Annotated in this window: 12 protein-coding genes; 8 read left to right on the top strand and 4 right to left on the bottom strand. The window is 59.2% G+C overall.

Annotated features, from left to right (window positions below):
- Nucleotides 1-20: 20 nt before the first annotated feature.
- Nucleotides 21-1,799 (bottom strand): hypothetical protein, encoded by a 1,779-nt coding sequence (locus AC1DRN_RS09085; RefSeq protein WP_223456892.1) that lies wholly within the window; start codon nucleotides 1,797-1,799, stop codon nucleotides 21-23.
- Nucleotides 1,800-2,906: 1,107 nt separating this feature from the next.
- Between AC1DRN_RS09085 and AC1DRN_RS09080 the strand changes: the two genes are divergently transcribed.
- From AC1DRN_RS09080 to AC1DRN_RS09065, 4 genes are all read left to right on the top strand, one after another.
- Complete coding sequence (locus AC1DRN_RS09080) at nucleotides 2,907-5,042, top strand: cytochrome-c peroxidase (RefSeq protein ID WP_223456894.1); 2,136 nt, start codon at nucleotides 2,907-2,909, stop codon at nucleotides 5,040-5,042.
- A gap of 150 nt (nucleotides 5,043-5,192) precedes the next feature.
- Nucleotides 5,193-6,485: a GGDEF domain-containing protein gene (locus AC1DRN_RS09075; protein WP_223456896.1), complete on the top strand. Its 1,293-nt coding sequence runs from the start codon at nucleotides 5,193-5,195 to the stop codon at nucleotides 6,483-6,485.
- Between the two features lie 85 nt (nucleotides 6,486-6,570).
- A complete protein-coding gene (locus AC1DRN_RS09070; RefSeq protein WP_223456897.1) occupies nucleotides 6,571-8,367 on the top strand; it encodes an acyl-CoA dehydrogenase C-terminal domain-containing protein in 1,797 nt (598 codons plus the stop codon).
- Between the two features lie 175 nt (nucleotides 8,368-8,542).
- The gene (locus tag AC1DRN_RS09065; RefSeq protein ID WP_477786674.1) at nucleotides 8,543-10,321 is read left to right on the top strand and encodes an acyl-CoA dehydrogenase C-terminal domain-containing protein; all 1,779 of its coding nucleotides are present in this window, start codon (nucleotides 8,543-8,545) and stop codon (nucleotides 10,319-10,321) included.
- Between the two features lie 259 nt (nucleotides 10,322-10,580).
- On the opposite strand, the gene AC1DRN_RS09060 is transcribed toward AC1DRN_RS09065, so the two are convergent.
- Nucleotides 10,581-11,477, bottom strand: a complete 897-nt coding sequence (locus AC1DRN_RS09060; protein WP_223456899.1) for a LysR family transcriptional regulator — start codon at nucleotides 11,475-11,477, stop codon at nucleotides 10,581-10,583.
- Between the two features lie 169 nt (nucleotides 11,478-11,646).
- On the opposite strand from AC1DRN_RS09060, the gene AC1DRN_RS09055 reads away from it, so the two are divergent.
- The 4 genes from AC1DRN_RS09055 to AC1DRN_RS09040 all read left to right on the top strand — a co-directional run bounded on the left by AC1DRN_RS09055 (nucleotide 11,647) and on the right by AC1DRN_RS09040 (nucleotide 14,093).
- Entirely contained in the window at nucleotides 11,647-12,930 is a 1,284-nt protein-coding gene (locus tag AC1DRN_RS09055) for an aspartate aminotransferase family protein (RefSeq protein ID WP_223456900.1), read from the top strand.
- Between the two features lie 251 nt (nucleotides 12,931-13,181).
- On the top strand, nucleotides 13,182-13,538 hold the full coding sequence (locus tag AC1DRN_RS09050; RefSeq protein ID WP_095944832.1) for a type II toxin-antitoxin system RelE/ParE family toxin: 357 nt from the start codon (nucleotides 13,182-13,184) through the stop codon (nucleotides 13,536-13,538).
- Complete coding sequence (locus tag AC1DRN_RS09045) at nucleotides 13,531-13,851, top strand: helix-turn-helix domain-containing protein (RefSeq protein ID WP_223456901.1); 321 nt, start codon at nucleotides 13,531-13,533, stop codon at nucleotides 13,849-13,851. The genes AC1DRN_RS09050 and AC1DRN_RS09045 overlap by 8 nt, the downstream gene beginning before the upstream one ends.
- An 83-nt stretch (nucleotides 13,852-13,934) precedes the next feature.
- The gene (locus tag AC1DRN_RS09040; RefSeq protein ID WP_003228885.1) at nucleotides 13,935-14,093 is read left to right on the top strand and encodes a YqaE/Pmp3 family membrane protein; all 159 of its coding nucleotides are present in this window, start codon (nucleotides 13,935-13,937) and stop codon (nucleotides 14,091-14,093) included.
- Between the two features lie 145 nt (nucleotides 14,094-14,238).
- Here the strand turns inward: AC1DRN_RS09040 and AC1DRN_RS09035 are convergent, their stop codons facing one another.
- Together AC1DRN_RS09035 and pqqE are read right to left on the bottom strand one after the other, a co-directional pair.
- Nucleotides 14,239-16,065: a S9 family peptidase gene (locus AC1DRN_RS09035; protein WP_223456903.1), complete on the bottom strand. Its 1,827-nt coding sequence runs from the start codon at nucleotides 16,063-16,065 to the stop codon at nucleotides 14,239-14,241.
- Nucleotides 16,031-17,167 (bottom strand): pyrroloquinoline quinone biosynthesis protein PqqE, encoded by a 1,137-nt coding sequence (pqqE, locus tag AC1DRN_RS09030; RefSeq protein ID WP_411740678.1) that lies wholly within the window; start codon nucleotides 17,165-17,167, stop codon nucleotides 16,031-16,033. The genes AC1DRN_RS09035 and pqqE overlap by 35 nt, the downstream gene beginning before the upstream one ends.
- Between the last annotated feature and the right edge of the window lie 4 nt (nucleotides 17,168-17,171).

Below are 17,171 nucleotides of genomic sequence, written 5' to 3'. Positions count from 1 at the left end.
GCGCTGTGGTCAGGCTTTGATCACCATGGCGTCGGGTCCAGGGGGCCGACGCCAGTCGGGGTACTCACGCCTTCGCCGTTACGTATGAACGGCAGGTGCCAGAAGTCGTTCGGGACGACGGGATCGCCAGGCTTGACACCTTCCGGAAAGATGAACTCGAACACCGGCGCCACATACTGTCCGGCAATCAGCCCATTGGCGACGGTCAGCCTGCCCGCATTCTGGATGCAACCGTCCACGCCGGCCTGGGATAAGCTTTGCTGTGGAACGCAAAGTGACCGTGCAACAACGCGCAAGGTACGTGTCGGCTGGCTAAGTAGCCCGGTGGGCGCTTTGGTCGCGCGTAATCTGGCGCGTTGTGGCTGGGCCCCCGTGTTCTGTGTGGTAATACCACCCGAGGCTCCCAGGCAACTGGCCGCAAGGCCAAGCCCAGGGTTGCATTCACCCGTCATCTCATAGGGTGTAATCCAGCGATTGGTTTGCACACCTGTCGATGGATTGACATCTATCAGATAGATATCGACCGGGGTCTGGATGTCGGTGGTCGAGGCTTCAAGGAAAATCCGGTCCTGCGTCTCTTGGGCTACTCCGCTGATGGCCGTTGCGGCCGGGTCGGCCGTACCGATGCCAAATTCCCCGATAGCCAGGTAGCTGGGCTGCGAACCAGGCTGAGTGTAGATCCCGACATTCGCCTCGATCGTGTGTGCAGAGATGAAGTCCGGGAGCCCCGTTGTTGCTGACTTGAACAGAGTACCGGACCAGCTGATGAAGTCGCCGACTTCGAAGGGTGCCTGTTGTGTCGGGTCGGGGTCCGTCGCCGTGCGTGTAGCATCGCTGAATCTCTTCATGACGTACTGGCTGCAATAGACCTGCCCCACCGCTGGACCCGAGAGCTCTCCACTGGCCGGAGGCGTGACGCCGGCCTGGCTGAAGTTGCGGCAGTTGTTGGTCGTGGTCGGGGTGACCACTTGTGGCCGGTTTTTCTGTGGGCAGAGTGCATCGTCCCCGGAAATCGTGCGCGGCACGCACATCGGGTAGCCGGTGGCGGCATGGATGGTCGGGTTGGCATCATCGACGGAGAAGCGTGGGTCGGGGCTTTGGGCACGGCCAAAACGTCCATTCGGATCGTTGATCTGAATGATCGTGGGTTGCGTCGGGTTTCCGCTGTCAACTTCGAGGTTGCCGTTGGTGTAGTCGATCCGGGTGATGACACCGCTGCCCGCATTGACTGATTGCTGGGAGACAAAGATCAGCCCGGCAATTTGCTTGTTGGAGACAGTATTACCTACCACATGGATCTCGAACGAGGGGTAGGCTGCCGGTGATTTTCCGAGCGCCAGGGTTCCAACCCTGACGAAGTCGGCCCAGGTCAGGGTGTTGGCCGGCATCTGCATAACGGTGTTGCAAGGGACAACAATCGTGACGCCGTTCAACTGGACGGTCCCCCCAAAGCGGCCCGGGTCGCTGGTATTGGGGCAATTCGCATTGGTGGTGTCCAGGGTCATGTTTTGGATAAAGCCGGTAACGTCAAACCCATGAATCGCAGTCGGGTTTGTAAAAATCGGATCGGGCAGTGTGGGTGTCGTGAACGGCGAGGGCAAACCCGGGGGCTTGGCAGTCCCGCCACCACCGCCACCGCCACCGCCAGCTCCGTTTTTGGCAAATGCATCTCCACCACCAATGGCCAGTGCGACAGCGACGGCACCGGCGAGCAGAGCATGGCGACTGAAGATGCCGTTGAATCGTTTGTGAGGCAGCAGCGGTATGGCGAGCGTTTTTTCGAACAAAGATAAGCTCATGGCTCACTCCAGAATCTTGCAGGACCAATTGCCGGCCGATCGAGATCGCGGATCTGCTGATGCGCTGAATCCTGCGCAAGAAAAACGCAAAGCCGTGAGTGTCGAATTGGGGCTCGATCCAGCGGGGTAAGTGCCTGTGTACGGTCGACACTTGCCGTTCGGATGCTTTCACCTGCGTTGCGTTGGCCGGTTACGGACGCAAACGCGAGAGACATTTCCTTGAGCCTGAGGGGCACCTAGCAGTAGTCGTGCCTGATTGGTTCAGTCGCCTTGTTAGCCAGTAAAAATGCGGGCTGCGCTGATGTTGGTGATATACACATAGTTATAGTTATGTGATTAACGCCAAAGTAGGTGGGTATATATGCCCAAATTTGGAGTGCTGTGAAAAGTTTTAGTAGGTGTGTCTCCGTTAGTGGTAGTTGAGAAGTGTTGTCTGTTAAATACTACTAAAGTCGCAGGTGTGCAAAAGGGGGGTGAAGAGGGTGGAGAAAAAATAGTCGTGTATGGGAGGTATAAATAAAAAGACAATAGCTAACGCAGTGCAACTTGCGCACGAATGGGTTTTATATGTTTGATGGATGTTTTTTTTGGCTGGCGATGCGGTTTTACAGGTGTTTTTTAAGTGCCGTTTACACCGGGGTATTTGGATGAGCAAATACTCTGCCAGCTTCAAAAAAACGCAGTCTGGTGACGTGATGCCCTTTAAATGCTGGCTTTTAGAAGTCGTTGGTGATCACCGGATGCGGGCTGTTTGGGGAATGGCACCCAATAATTGGGTGAAGTTTAACCAGAACTGAGGAATAGTGCGCAGTTGCTGTTGATAGTAGGGTTTCTTGATTTGACTTAAATGAAAAATGTAGAAATTTTCATGTTGAAATGTTTTGTTGCAGCTAGAGTTGCATCAAGCGCTATCCAGTAGTGCCAAATATCATTTTTTAAAAAGGCCTGGGCCACGAGAGTGCTTTGCCAGTTGGGTCTCGCATTGTCCATGCAACTTCAAGTTGATGTGGTTACTCGAGCGAGCAGCAACATTCATGGCGATGAGCTCATCTCGCAACAGGGCAACCGCGGAGCCTGACTACTCCGTACTGAATCGGGAACGTCGTCATGTTTAATTATTTGAGCATCTTTCGAACCACCTGCTTGCCCCGTGCAATGGTGATGACACTCTTCGCCATTGGCCTGCCCGTCATGAGCGTTTGGGCCGCAGACCCGGTCGTTCCGGCCGTGCCGGACGTGCCTGGTCTGCAGTCACTGCGCGGCATGACGCCTCCCGACCCTTCGGGAACCGAAGGCGGGCGCAAGGTCGACCTGATGACCGACTACGTGCTCAATCGCTCGGCGGCAGTGCTCCTGGGCAAGGCACTGTTCTGGGACATGGAGATCGGCAGTGACGGCTCCACCGCTTGCGCGTCCTGCCACTTCCACGCGGGTGTCGATCACCGCACCACCAACCAGATCAACCCGGGCCAGGCGAATACCAACGCGAACGTCTCGTCGATCTTCAACAAACCGTTCACCGCGTCGGATATTCCGGGCGACGTGCCGAGCTACACCACCAGGTCCGGTGGCAAGGGCGGTCCGAACTACCTGCTGAAGAAAAGCGACTTCCCGACCCACGTGCTGGCCGATCCGCTGGATCGCAACTCGGCGATTGTCTATTCAAGCGATGATGTCATCGGCTCCCAAGGCGTGTTCGACGCCAACTTCGTCAAGCCCAATCAGTCGCGGTTCGACAAGTGCATTCAGCAACCGGACGGTATCTTCCAGGTGGGCGGTATCAATGTTCGCCGTAGCACCGGGCGCAATGCGCCAACGGTGATCAACGCTGCGTTCAACGTGCGCAACTTCTGGGATGGCCGGGCCAATAACGTATTCAATGGCTTCTCGCCGTTCGGCAATCGCGACCCTGACGCCGGGATTTTCGTGACCAGCGATCGCGGTGGCGTGGCGACCAAAGTCAGGCTGGCGCTCAAGGATGCTTCCGCCGCCTCGCAAGCGGTAGGGCCTCCCGGCAGCCCGGTAGAAATGTCCTGCGGCGGACGTACCTTCGCCGACATTGGCCGGCGCATGCTCGACACCTTGATGCTCAAGCAGCAACGGATCTCGTCCACCGACTCGATACTCGGGCCGGTATCCGGTGGTCATCGGCCGACCTACCGTGAACTGATCAAGAACGCGTTCCAGCCGCGCCTGTGGAATGCCACGCAGCAGGTCTTGCTGGGCGGTGCGCCATACACCCAGATGGAGGCGAACTTCCCGTTGTTCTTCGGGCTGGCGATTCAGATGTATGAGTCCACGCTGATCTCGGACCAGGCGCCGCTGGATGCCTATTTGCAGGGCGATCATACGGCCATGAACGAGCAGCAGGTCCAGGGCATGAATCTGTTCCTGGGCAAGGGCAAGTGCATCAGTTGCCACGGCGGTGCGGAATTGACCAACGCCGGCAGCCGCTTGCTGTTCCATCCTCGGGAACGGATCGAACGCATGGTCATGGCCGACAACCTGACCACACTGTATGACAACGGCTTCTACAACACCGGGGTGCGTCCGACCTCGGAAGACCTGGCGCTCGGTGGCTCGGATGCCTGGGGCAATCCGTTGTCCTTCACTCGTGAGTACAACACCGTACTGCAGGGCGGCCAGATCCCTGACCCGCTGGAAGTCGATGTGTGCACCTTCGAAGTGCCTTTGAGCCCGGCCATCCCTTGTGATACGACGCTCAAGCCCAATGTCGGTTTCCGCGATGCGGTCGATGGCGCCTTCAAGACGCCGACCTTGCGCAACATCGCGTTGACCGGACCGTATTTCCACAATGGCAGTCGCGCAACGCTGCAACAGGTGATGGAGTTCTACAACCGCGGCGGCGACCGGCGTGGYGAAGATGCCAGCAACACCAGCGGCTTCGTGCATCCGGCGGTCAATCAGCACAACGGCTCGAACCTCGATCCGGACATGACCCGGCTGAACCTGGCCCCGGATGAAGTGGATGCGCTGGTCAAGTTCATGGAAGTCGGGCTTACCGACCCTCGGGTCGCGTGGGAACGGGCGCCGTTTGACCATCCATCGCTGGTACTGCCACAGGGCGAAAAGGGTGATGAAAACTCGGTCGGGCAAAAACCGGCCAGTCCGAAGATCACTACCCGGCAGGCGCAGGACGCCGAAATCCAGCTCAATCCGGTCGGTGCCGAAGGTCGCACAGCGCTGGAAGGGCCGCTGCAACCGTTCAACAACGACCTGTAACCGTATCGCCCTTGCGTCACTGGCGACTGATGGACGCCAGTGACGACCTTTTACAAATACCTCAGTATTTCACTCAGCAAATCGGGGGGGCTGCCGTTAAAGTGGTGGGCACATTGCCATCTATTGATCTGACCGGTCGGAGCTTTACCCTTGCCGCGCTCTTCCGCTGTGCGTTTCAGTCATTTTCTGCCGTCATTGCTGCTGTTACTGGCGGGGCTTGCGGCTGCGTACATCAAGGATCTGAACGTCTTCTTCACCTCGCTGTTCAACGTGCTGCCCACCCTGGTGCTGTTGCTCGGTGGCGCCTATTGCGCGGTTTACCGACGCCAGCGTGAACTGTTTCTGATGGTCACGGTGTACATCGCCTACTTCCTGCTCGACACCCAGACCGACTATTACCGCGACAACGGCAAAGTGCGTGACGATGCCGCCGTGGTCTTTCATTTGTGTTGCCTGCTGCTGCCGCTGCTGTTTGGCGTGTTCGCGGCTTGGCAGGAGCGTACCCATCTGTTCCAGGACATGGTGGCGCGTTTTGCAGTACTTTTGGCGGTTGGCAGCGTGGCTTTGGGGCTTGAGCAAAGCTATCCGCACGCGCTGCTGGTCTGGCTGTCGGAGATTCGCTGGCCCGCCTTGCATGGCGCCTGGATGAGCCTGATCCAGTTGTCCTACCCGGTGTTCATCGCTGCGTTTCTGCTGCTGGCCTGGCAATACTGGCGCAATCCGCGACCGCTGCACGCCGCGCAATTGGTGGGGCTGCTCGGGCTGTTCTGGATGTTGCCGAAAACCTTCATCCTGCCGTTCACCCTCAACATAATGTGCAGCCAGGTGATGCTGATGATCGCCGCCGCCGTTGCCCACGAAGCCTATCAAATGGCCTTCCGCGACGAACTGACCGGGCTGCCAGGCCGTCGTGCGCTAAATGAGCGCATGCAACGGTTGGGGCGCAACTACGTGTTGGCCATGAGCGACGTCGACCACTTCAAGAAATTCAACGACACCCACGGCCACGACGTAGGCGATCAGGTGCTGCGGCTGGTGGCCAGCAAACTGTCGAAAATCGGCGGAGGCGGTAAGGCGTATCGCTATGGCGGCGAGGAGTTTGCCCTGGTGTTTGCAGGCAAGACCCTCGAAGAGTGCCTGCCGCACCTGGAAGTCATCCGCGATTCCATCGCCACATACAACATTCAACTGCGCAATCAGGAAAACCGCCCGCAGGACGATAATCAGGGGCGCCAGCGGCGTGCCGGTTCCGGGGCGTCGAGTGTATCGGTGACAGTCAGTATCGGCGTTGCCGAGCGGATCGATCAACGCACCCCTGAAGAGGTGCTCAAGTCCGCTGACAAGGCGCTCTACAGCGCCAAGGGTGCCGGGCGAAACTGTGTGATGGCGTTCGGGCAGAACCGCCGTGGCGCCGTGCGCATGGACGCCGCTACGGTTGAGTGATGATGGCGCATTCAGCGAGCGGTAGGTGGTTGTGAGGCACGGCCGGCGGCAGTAGGTTGAAGAAATCTGCCGACGGAGAATGACCATGCCCGAGTACAAAGCTCCCTTGCGCGACATGCGCTTTCTGATCGACCACGTCTTCGACTTTCACAGCAACTACGCCGCGCTGGGGGCCACCGATGCCAGCCCGGACATGGTCAATGCGATCCTCGAGGAGGGCGCGAAGTTCTGCGAAAACGTGCTGTCGCCGCTCAACCGCAGCGGCGATGAAGAAGGCTGTCATTTCGACAATGGCGTGGTCACAACGCCCATGGGCTTCAAGCAGGCATTCGCCCAATATATCGAGGGCGGCTGGCATGGCTTGGCGGCGGATCCGCTTTACGGCGGTCAAGGGCTGCCGATCTCTCTGGGCCTGGTGATCAGCGAGATGGTGGGCTCCAGCAACACTTCATGGGGCATGTACCCCGGCCTGACCCACGGAGCGATGTCGGCGATCCACGCCCATGGCACCGAGGCGCAGAAGCAGACCTATTTGAAGAAGCTTACCGCTGGCCAATGGACCGGCACCATGTGCCTGACCGAAGCCCATTGCGGCACCGACCTGGGCATCATCAAGACCCGCGCCGTGCCTGCGGCTGATGGCAGCTACGCGATCTCTGGCAGCAAGATCTTCATCTCCGCCGGCGAGCACGACATGAGCGCCAACATCATTCACCTGGTGCTGGCCAAATTGCCGGACGCACCGGCCGGGACCAAGGGCATTTCGCTGTTCATCGTGCCCAAGTTCCTGCCCGATGCGACGGGCGAAGCGGGCGAGCGCAACGGTGTGTCCTGCGGCTCGATCGAACACAAAATGGGCATCAAGGCCTCGGCCACCTGCGTGCTGAACTTCGACGAGGCCAAGGGCTTTTTGATCGGTGAGCCGAACAAGGGCCTCAACTGCATGTTCACCATGATGAACCACGCGCGGCTGGGCACCGGCATGCAAGGGCTGTGTCTGGGCGAGGCGAGCTTCCAGGGCGCGATCAAATACGCCAACGACCGTTTGCAGATGCGCGCGCTGACCGGCCCGAAAGCCCCGGAAAAAGTTGCCGACCCGATCATCGTTCACCCTGATGTGCGGCGGATGTTGCTGACCATGAAAGCCTTCAACGAAGGCAATCGCGCGCTGACCTACTTCACCGCGCAGTTGCTCGACGTTGCACACCTGAGCGCGGACGAAACGGCGCGTCAGGATGCCGAAGACTTGTTGGCGTTCCTCACGCCGATCTGCAAAGCCTTCATGACCGACACCGGCCTGGAGGTGACCAACCACGGCATGCAGGTGTTTGGCGGCCACGGGTTCATTCGCGAATGGGGCATGGAGCAACTGGTTCGCGACTGCCGGATCGCGCCGATCTATGAGGGCACCAACGGCATTCAGGCGCTGGACCTGCTCGGGCGCAAGGTCCTCGGCAGCCAGGGCAAGCTGCTGCGCGGGTTCACCAAAATCGTCCACAAGTTCTGCGCGGCGAATGCCGAGCATCCGCAACTGGCCGGGTATGTGGCGCAGCTCAATCAACTGAACCAGCAGTGGGGTGAGTTGACCACCAGGGTCGGCATGGCCGCGATGAAAAACCCTGACGAAGTGGGTGCCGCGTCGGTGGATTACCTGATGTACAGCGGTTACATCATCCTTGGCTACCTGTGGTTGCGCATGGCGCTGGTGGCTCAGGCGCAGCTCGATGCTGGCAGCGGCGATGGCGACTTCTGCAGGGGCAAACTGGCGACCAGCGAGTTTTACTTCAAGCGTCTCTTGCCACGCACAGCTGCTCATCGGGCGGCCATAGAGGCGGGTAGCGATTGCCTGATGCAATTGCCGGCGGAGTTGTTTGCGCTTTAGTCATATAAATCCGTTACAACGAAGCTCGCCTTGCGCGGGCTTTTTTGTTGATGACTAAAAATAACAAAATGGTCATGAGTTGACCCTATGTGTCACAAAAGTTGTTGGGGTACACTCCGACCCAACGAAAACACACTTCCTGTGAATCACCTGTATAGATCTTGCGAGGTTTGCCATGGCTGACTACAAAGCGCCCCTGCGCGATATGCGCTTCGTCCTCAATGAAGTTTTCGAGGTCGCCAGACTCTGGGCCGAGCTGCCTGCACTGGCTGAAACCGTCGATGCAGAAACGGTCGAAGCCATCCTGGAAGAAGCCGGCAAAGTCACCAGCAAAAGCATCGCACCGCTGAGCCGTGCCGCGGACGAGGAAGGTTGCCATTGGGCAGACGGTGCCGTCACCACGCCGGCAGGTTTCCCACAGGCCTATCAGACCTACGCTGAAGGCGGCTGGGTCGGTGTCGGTGGCGATCCGGCCTACGGTGGCATGGGCATGCCCAAAGCAGTTTCGGCCCAGGTTGAAGAAATGGTCAACTCCGCCAGCCTGTCGTTCGGCCTGTACCCGATGCTGACCGCCGGCGCCTGCCTGTCGATCAACGCCCACGCCAGCGAAGAGCTGAAAGCCGCGTACCTGCCGAACATGTATGCCGGCATCTGGGCCGGTTCCATGTGCCTGACCGAGCCACACGCCGGTACGGATCTGGGGATCATTCGCACCAAGGCCGAGCCTCAGGCCGACGGTTCCTACAAGGTCAGCGGCACCAAGATCTTCATCACCGGTGGCGAACACGACCTCACCGCAAACATCATCCACCTGGTGCTGGCGAAGCTGCCGGATGCACCGGCGGGGCCGAAAGGCATTTCGCTGTTCCTGGTGCCGAAGTTCATGGTCAATGCCGATGGCAGCCTGGGCGCGCGCAACCCGGCGAATTGCGGTTCGATCGAACACAAGATGGGCATCCAGGCGTCCGCGACCTGCGTGATGAACTTCGATGAGGCCGTGGGTTACCTGGTCGGCGAACCGAACAAAGGCCTGGCGGCGATGTTCACCATGATGAACTACGAGCGACTGGGCGTCGGTATCCAGGGCCTGGCCACTGGCGAGCGCTCGTACCAGAACGCCGTGGAATACGCCCGCGACCGTCTGCAAAGCCGTGCGCCAACCGGCGCGCAGAACAAGGACAAAGTGGCTGACCCGATCATCGTCCACCCGGACGTGCGTCGCATGCTGCTGACCATGAAAGCCTCGAACGAAGGTGGCCGTGCGTTCTCCACCTACGTGGCGATGCAACTGGACACCGCCAAGTTCAGCGAAGAAGCCGCCACCCGCAAGCGTGCGGAAGACCTGGTGGCGTTGCTGACACCGGTGGCCAAGGCGTTCCTGACCGACCTCGGCCTGGAAACCACCGTACACGGCCAGCAGGTCTTTGGCGGCCACGGTTACATCCGTGAGTGGGGCCAGGAGCAACTGGTGCGTGACGTGCGCATCACCCAGATCTACGAAGGCACCAACGGCRTKCAGGCGCTGGACCTGGTCGGGCGCAAGATCGTGGGCAGCGGCGGGGCGTACTACAACCTGTTCGCCGACGAGATTCGTCACTTTACCGCAACCGCGAGTGCGGACCTCGCCGAGTTCACCAAGCCGCTGAACGACGCAGTGACCACCCTCGATGAATTGACCGCGTGGTTGCTTGACCGTGCGAAGAGCAATCCGAACGAAATCGGCGCGGCGTCGGTCGAGTATCTGCAGGTATTCGGTTACGTGGCGTACGCCTACATGTGGGCCCTGATGGCCAAGGCGGCTTTCGGCAAGGAAGCGCAAGACGATTTCTACGCCAGCAAACTGGGCACGGCGCGGTTCTATTTCGCTCGCCTGCTGCCGCGTATTCACTCGTTGAGCGCGTCGGTGAAGGCCGGTAGCGAATCGTTGTTCCTGCTGGATGCAGGACAATTCTGATGAAGTAACGTTATGTAAGCATTCTCTTACATAACGTGCTGCTGTTCTCCCATAGATGCAAATTGGATCCAGAGCTAATCTACTTCTCATGGACGTAGCGCAGGAAGCGCAAAGCAACAACAGGGACACGTAGGATTCTGCCAGGACGGCGGAGTGAAATGGATGTCAGGGAAACAGTCTGCAAAGCCCCGCTTCGGCGGGGTTTTCTTTTGCCTGAAGAAAAGTTTTCAGCTTGTCCCATCCAGCGTATGCGCGCTGTTCAAGCGCCCGTCCGGGCCATTATCACTTCTTCCAGCAATGTCCGCAGCAATGCCAGCGAGGCCTGCTGCCGTTGCACATCCCGACAAACCAAACCGACTCTCAGCGGTACGCGGGGTTCGCTCAGGGGTTTCCACAGCAGTTCGTGGTTGCCATGGGTCTTTTGCGAACGCCCGGGCAGTACCGTCGCCAGGCGCGTGTGCGGCAGGCTGTCGAGGATGCCGGCCATGTTGTTCAATTCGGCTTGCACCTGTGGGCGACGTCCCAGGCTTGTCAGCTGTGCCTGCCAGATCTGCCTTATCTGAAACTCCTCGCCCAGCAACAACATCGGCAGTTCGGCGGCCTGACTCATGGACACTTTCTTGAATTCACGCAGTGGATGCTCTGCCGGAATGACCAGGGTCAGTTCATCTTCGTACAGCATCACGCCATGCAAGCCAGGCTGGCGGGGCGGCAGGTAGCCGATACCGATATCCAGAGAACCGTTGAGCAGTCGCCGCTCGATTTCCAGCCCGGTCAGTTCATAGATCTGCACCACCAGATGCGGCTGCGCCTTGCGCACCCGCTCGAGCATCTGCGGAACGAGGCTGGTATGCACGGTCTGCAATACACCGATGGCCAGGGTGCGTAGCGCCTGACCCTTGAAGTTGCCGAGCGCTTCCCGTGCCCGTTGCAGGCCATCGAGCAAAGGCAATGCGTGGTTGTACAGCGTGTGGGCCGCGAGGGTCGGCAACAGGCGTTTGCTGCTGCGCTCGAACAGACTCACATCGAGGTTTTGTTCCAGGTGGCGGATTTGCTGGGACAGCGCCGGCTGGGAGATGGACAGGCGCTCGGCGGCCCGGCCCACGTGGCCTTCTTCATAGACCGCGACGAAATAACGCAGTTGCTTGAAATCCATAAGTATTACTTATCGAAAATGCTGGGAAATCGAAATGGCTGAACGCCTCGTCTGAGCCTAGTCTAACCGCATTCACAGGGCTTACAGGGCCATAGAGCGCGATGAATACCCTTTGCTTCGATGGTGTTTACATAGGTAAGGCAAAAAACCTCATCAGAGGTTTTTTCAGATGAATCTGTTCAGTCTGCGCCGCAGTCCTCCCAGTCTTGATGATCTGGTCATGGACACCTCCCCGCCATCCCAAGGCAATAACCTTTCCAGCGAGTACTTGATGCCCAGTGTCGAGCGGCCGAAACAGGTGTTTGTGCGTGGCCAGGGTTCATGGTTGTGGGACAGCGATGACCGTGCGTACCTGGATTTTTCCCAGAGCGGTGGGGCCAACAGTCTTGGTCATAGTCCTTCGGTACTGGTCAATGCAATCACTGCCCAGGCCCAATCGCTGATCAACCCGGGTTTCGGCCTGTACAACCGCGGCATGCTCAGCCTCGCCGAACATCTGTGTGCCAGCACCGGCAGTGATCAGGCCTACCTGCTTAATACCGGCAGCGAGGCCTGTGAGGCGGCGATCAAACTGGCGCGCAAATGGGGTCAGCAGCATCGTGGCGGTGCGTCGCGAATCATTGTGGCCAACAACGGATGCCATGGCCGTAGCCTGGCGACGATTTCGGCGTCGGACAGTTCGACATTGACCAACCGATTCGAGCCGCAATTGCCAGGCTTCAGTCGTGTTCCTTTCAATGACTTGCCAGCGTTGCATGCGGCCGTGGATGAGCGGACCGTAGCGATCATGCTCGAGCCGATCCAGAGCGAAGCCGGCGTGATCCCGGCCACCGCACATTACCTCAAGGGTGTCGAACGCTTGTGCCGTGAACTCGGCATTTTGCTGATCTTCGACGAAGTGCAAACCGGCATTGGTCGTTGTGGCACATTGCTCGCGGAACAGTCCTGCGGCGTAACGGCGGATATCGTCGTGCTCGGTAAAGGGTTGGGCGGCGGCGTGCCATTGGCCGCGTTGCTGGCGCGTGGCAAGGCCTGTTGTTTCGACACTGGCGAGGTGACGGGCACTCATCACGGCAATGCGTTGATGACCGCTGCGGGACTTTCAGTGCTCGATACGGTGCAGGACAAGGCTTTCCTCAATCACGTCGCAGAATCCGGTCAGCACCTGCGTGAAGGCTTGGGGCGTTTGGCCCATCGTTACGATCACGGCGAGTTGCGCGGACAAGGGCTGCTTTGGGGGCTGACGCTGTCGGACGATTCCGCTGATGCGGTAGTCAAGGCCGCGCTGTACGAAGGCCTGCTGCTCAATGCTCCGCAACCCGACTGCCTGCGCTTTACCCCAGCGCTGAATGTCAGCAACGCCAACATCGATGAAATGCTCCTGCGCCTGGCGCGTGCCTTCTCCCGAGTACGCACCGCGCAATTGCAGTGCCGTAAAGGGATTGCCGTCTGATCAGGCGCGCCCTGCACAATTTCCAGAACCGTCTCGCGGTAATACGCACGTCCCACGCCCGACACTTTTGGCGTGGGGCGTTTTTTTGTGGCCGGGTTTTTCCAAAGGCAATTTCGGCTTGAGCGGTTAGCACATCAATGGCTTTCTAGCGTGCATCGGCAGGGAGTGTCGGTGCCAGCGAAACGGTATTACTGTCGCGTTTGTTTTGATTTCTATACCACTGGGTGGTATGTTTTATGGAAGGGATGCCGATGTCACCAAGGCTGTTCAAGACAAAGCGCTTCGCAATGCAGGCTGCCAAGGCCTGGATCGGTGATGACGAACTCCGGGAGGCATTCACCGAAATGCTCAATGGTCAGGCTGACAATTTGGGCGGCGGGGTCTGGAAGAAGCGTTTGAATGCCAACCGCCATCGCTCGATTATCCTGGCCAAGGGCGGTGCTCATTGGGTCTATCAGTTCCTGTACGCAAAAAAAGATCAGAGCAATATCAGTCCCAGGCATTTGCTCGACTTGCGAGAGTTGGCCAAGACATATGGTGGACTGACCGAAATGGAAATTCAGCGCTTGCTGGATGCAAAGGAGTTTGTGGAGATACCAAATGAGTAAAAAATTCAAAAGTGAGCTATCGGAATCGATCCACGAATCGGCCAGTGCCTTGTACGCCATAGGTGCAATCAGCAAGGCGACCATGCGTGAATTCGATGAGTCCTGTCTTGCAAGGGTGCCGGATGCGATTCCCGCGCAGGAGATCAAGGCATTGCGCGAGCGTAACAATGTCAGCCAACCGGTGTTTGCGCGCTACCTGAATACCAGTGCTTCCACGGTCAAGCAATGGGAAGCAGGGGATAAGCACCCCAGTGGCATGGCGCTGAAGTTGCTGAGTGTTGTGCGCAAACACGGTCTGGAGATACTGGCCTGAGGAATCGGGCTGAACCCTGACAAACGGCACAGGTCGATTAGCTGTAGGACTCGAACGAGTCCACCCGAATCAGGAGCTGTCCCATGGACTTTATTCGCATCATCATCGCCATCCTGTTGCCGCCACTGGGTGTGTTTCTGCAAGTAGGATTCGGCGGGGCGTTCTGGCTGAATATTCTGCTGACGTTGTGCGGTTACATTCCGGGGATCGTGCATGCGGTGTACATCATCGCCAAGCGCTGAGCTGAGTGTCGGCAGGTAGACCGCCTTCGCGAGCAGGCTCGCTCCCACAGAATTTGTGCATGTCACAGAACCTGTGGGAGCGGCGGTGCGGCGATCCGACTTGCCCGCGAAGGGCGCGCCACCGTTTCGGCAATGAGCGCGGGCTTCAGTCCACTAAATCCATCACCCGCCGATAAAACAACCACTCCTGCTCCAGTGCATGGGCCTGATTGCCGGCCTTGCGAAAGCCATGGCGTTCATCGGCGTAGTAATGCGCTTCGACCAGGATGCCGTTGTTCTGCAGGGCCTCGACCATGTCGCGGGTCTGCTGCGGGATGACCACGGCGTCCAGTTCCCCCTGGAAGAAGATCACCGGCACGCGGATGTTGCCGGCATGCAGCAGAGGCGTGCGGGCCGCGTAGCGTTCGGCATCCCGCAGAGGATCGCCGATCAACCAATCCAGATAATCGCTTTCGAATTTGTGGGTCGTGCGCCCCAGCGCCACCGGATCGCTGACCCCATACAGACTGGCGCCGGCGCGGAACACGTTGTGAAATGCCAAGGCGCAAAGGGTGGTGTAACCGCCAGCACTGCCGCCGCGGATGAACGCTTTGTCGCCATCGATCAAGCCACGTTCGGCGAGATGACTGACCACCGCGCAAGCGTCTTCGACATCCACATCGCCCCAGCTCAAATGCAGCGCCTGACGATAGGCCCGGCCATAACCGCTGCTGCCGCGATAGTTGAGGTCGGCCACGGCGAAGCCCCGCTGAGCCCAGAATTGAATGCGCGGATCGAGCATCGGGTAGCACGCCGACGTCGGTCCGCCATGGATGAATACCACCAGTGGCGGTTTCGCCTCGCCGGTCATCGCCGGGTAGAAGAAGCCGTGTGCTTCGCCTGAGCCACTCGGGTAGCGCAAGGTTTGCGGGCGGCTGATCTGGTCGGGAGCAAGCGGTGCAATGCCGCCGGCCAATACTTTCACTTGCCGGCTCTGGCGGTCGATGGCGATGACGGCGGTTGAACTGACGGGCGACGCCGCGATGCAATAGATGAACTGCTCATCCACGGCGAGATGGCGGAAGCGGCTGTAGGCGCCAGTGAAGTCTGCGCTGGCGTCGCCGCAAATACCCAATCGGCCAAACCCGCCTTCGGTCCAACTGGCCAGATAGCTGTTTTCGTTCAGCGGTATCCAGGTGCAGCCGCCAAGTTGCCAGGGCGCGGGACCATGGTCCGCGGTGCTACATGGCAACGGACTCAGGCCATTTGCAGATTCTTTCCATGGCTGCCAGTAACCAGCGCGATCCGTCAGGCAATACAAGCGACCGCCAGTATCAAACCGCGGTTGTTGCACAGACTCTTGAACGCCGTCGCCCGCCACACAACGAGCCTCGGCAAACCCGCCGTTGGCGAGGCGCTCGGCAACCATCAAGCGGGTCGCTGTCCATGGCTGATCCGGGCGACTCCACTCGATCCAGGCCAGGCGCCGGGCATCAGGGCTCAGCGTCGGCGCCGCGTAGAAATCAGCACCCTCGGCCAGCAGGTGACGTGCGCCATCGAGCAGATCGATCGCCACCAGTCGGTGTTGGTCGCGGTGCTCCTCGACCGCCAGCACCTGGCCGTTGGTGAACTGCAGATCGCCATAACGGCACGCACCGGACGTCAGCCTTTCGGGCAATTCGTCTTGTAGTGATTGCCGATACAACTGCTGGTCGGCCTCGTTGACGAAAACGATACCGTCGTCCGTCAGACAAAACGCGCCACCGCCATATTCGTACACCCGGCTGCGCACACTGAACTCAGGTGGCGTCAGGCATTTCGCTGCACCGTCACGCCAATGCCAGATCCGGCACGCCGCGTCTTCAGGTCGGTACTCGTTCCAGAACAGGCCCTGTCGACCGACCTGCAGTTCGGCAAAGTCGATACCGGCGGCCACGGCTTTGGCAGCGCTGAAGGGTTCAGCTTTTGGCGATGAGGCGTGAGTTTCGTTCATTGCGAAAGGCCAGTTGGTCGATGGTCTGGGTAGCGTGCCTGGCTTCTTCGCGAGCCTTGAGGATCACGCCGTGTTGTGGCGACTTGCTGCACACCGGGTCGGCGTTACTTGCATCACCGGTGAGCATGAACGCCTGGCAGCGGCAGCCGCCGAAGTCTTTTTCTTTCTCGTCGCAGGAGCGGCACGGCTCGGGCATCCAGTCATAACCGCGAAAGCGGTTGAAGCCGAACGAGTCATACCAGATGTGCTGCATGCTGTGCTCGCGCACGTTGGGAAACTGCACCGGCATCTGTCGGGCACCGTGACAGGGCAACGCGGTTCCGTCTGGCGTGACCGTCAGAAAAATACTGCCCCAGCCATTCATGCAGGCTTTCGGGCGCTCTTCGTAATAGTCCGGGGTGACGAAAATCAGCTTGCACGGATGCCCTTCGGCTTCGAGTTTGGCGCGGTACTCGTTGGTGATGCGTTCGGCGCGCACCAGTTGTTCTTTGGTCGGCAATAGCCCGACGCGATTGAGTTGCGCCCAGCCGTAGAACTGGCAGGTGGCGAGCTCGACGAAGTCCGCTTCCAGGGCGATGCACAGCTCGATGATGCGGTCGATCTGGTCGATGTTGTACCGATGGGTCACGAAGTTCAGCACCATCGGATAACCGTGGGCTTTCACCGCCCGGGCCATTTCCAGTTTCTGCGCAAAGGCCTTTTTCGAACCGGCCAGCAGATTGTTCACTTGTTCGTCGCTGGCCTGGAAGCTGATCTGGATGTGATCGAGACCGGCCTTCTTGAAGTCGCTGATTTTCTGCTCGGTGAGGCCGATGCCGGAGGTGATCAGGTTGGTGTAGAAACCCAGCTTGCGGGCCTCGGCAATCAACTCGGCGAGGTCCTGGCGCACCAGCGGTTCGCCACCGGAAAAGCCCAGCTGCGCGGCGCCCATTTCCCGCGCTTCGCGGAACACCTTGATCCACTGTTCGGTGCTCAGCTCCTTGCCTTGTTCGGCGAAATCCAGCGGATTGGAGCAGTACGGGCATTGCAGCGGGCAGCGGTACGTCAGCTCGGCCAGCAGCCATAGCGGCAAGCCGATTTCAGGTTTGGGCGGCACTTGCACCGAT

The organism is Pseudomonas sp. P5_B3 (genome assembly GCF_056400405.1).
The sequence above is the reverse complement of the archived record's forward strand: the minus strand, read 5'-3'. Positions and strand labels throughout refer to the sequence as shown.

Excerpts from the sequence above, each read along its gene's own strand:
- AC1DRN_RS09085 (WP_223456892.1), bottom strand. The coding sequence starts at position 1,799 with ATGAGCTTATCTTTGTTCGAAAAAACGCTCGCCATACCGCTGCTGCCT.
- AC1DRN_RS09070 (WP_223456897.1), top strand. The coding sequence starts at position 6,571 with ATGCCCGAGTACAAAGCTCCCTTGCGCGACATGCGCTTTCTGATCGAC.
- AC1DRN_RS09060 (WP_223456899.1), bottom strand. The coding sequence starts at position 11,477 with ATGGATTTCAAGCAACTGCGTTATTTCGTCGCGGTCTATGAAGAAGGC.
- AC1DRN_RS09055 (WP_223456900.1), top strand. The coding sequence starts at position 11,647 with ATGAATCTGTTCAGTCTGCGCCGCAGTCCTCCCAGTCTTGATGATCTG.
- AC1DRN_RS09050 (WP_095944832.1), top strand. The coding sequence starts at position 13,182 with ATGTCACCAAGGCTGTTCAAGACAAAGCGCTTCGCAATGCAGGCTGCC.
- AC1DRN_RS09045 (WP_223456901.1), top strand. The coding sequence starts at position 13,531 with ATGAGTAAAAAATTCAAAAGTGAGCTATCGGAATCGATCCACGAATCG.
- AC1DRN_RS09040 (WP_003228885.1), top strand. The coding sequence starts at position 13,935 with ATGGACTTTATTCGCATCATCATCGCCATCCTGTTGCCGCCACTGGGT.
- AC1DRN_RS09035 (WP_223456903.1), bottom strand. The coding sequence starts at position 16,065 with ATGAACGAAACTCACGCCTCATCGCCAAAAGCTGAACCCTTCAGCGCT.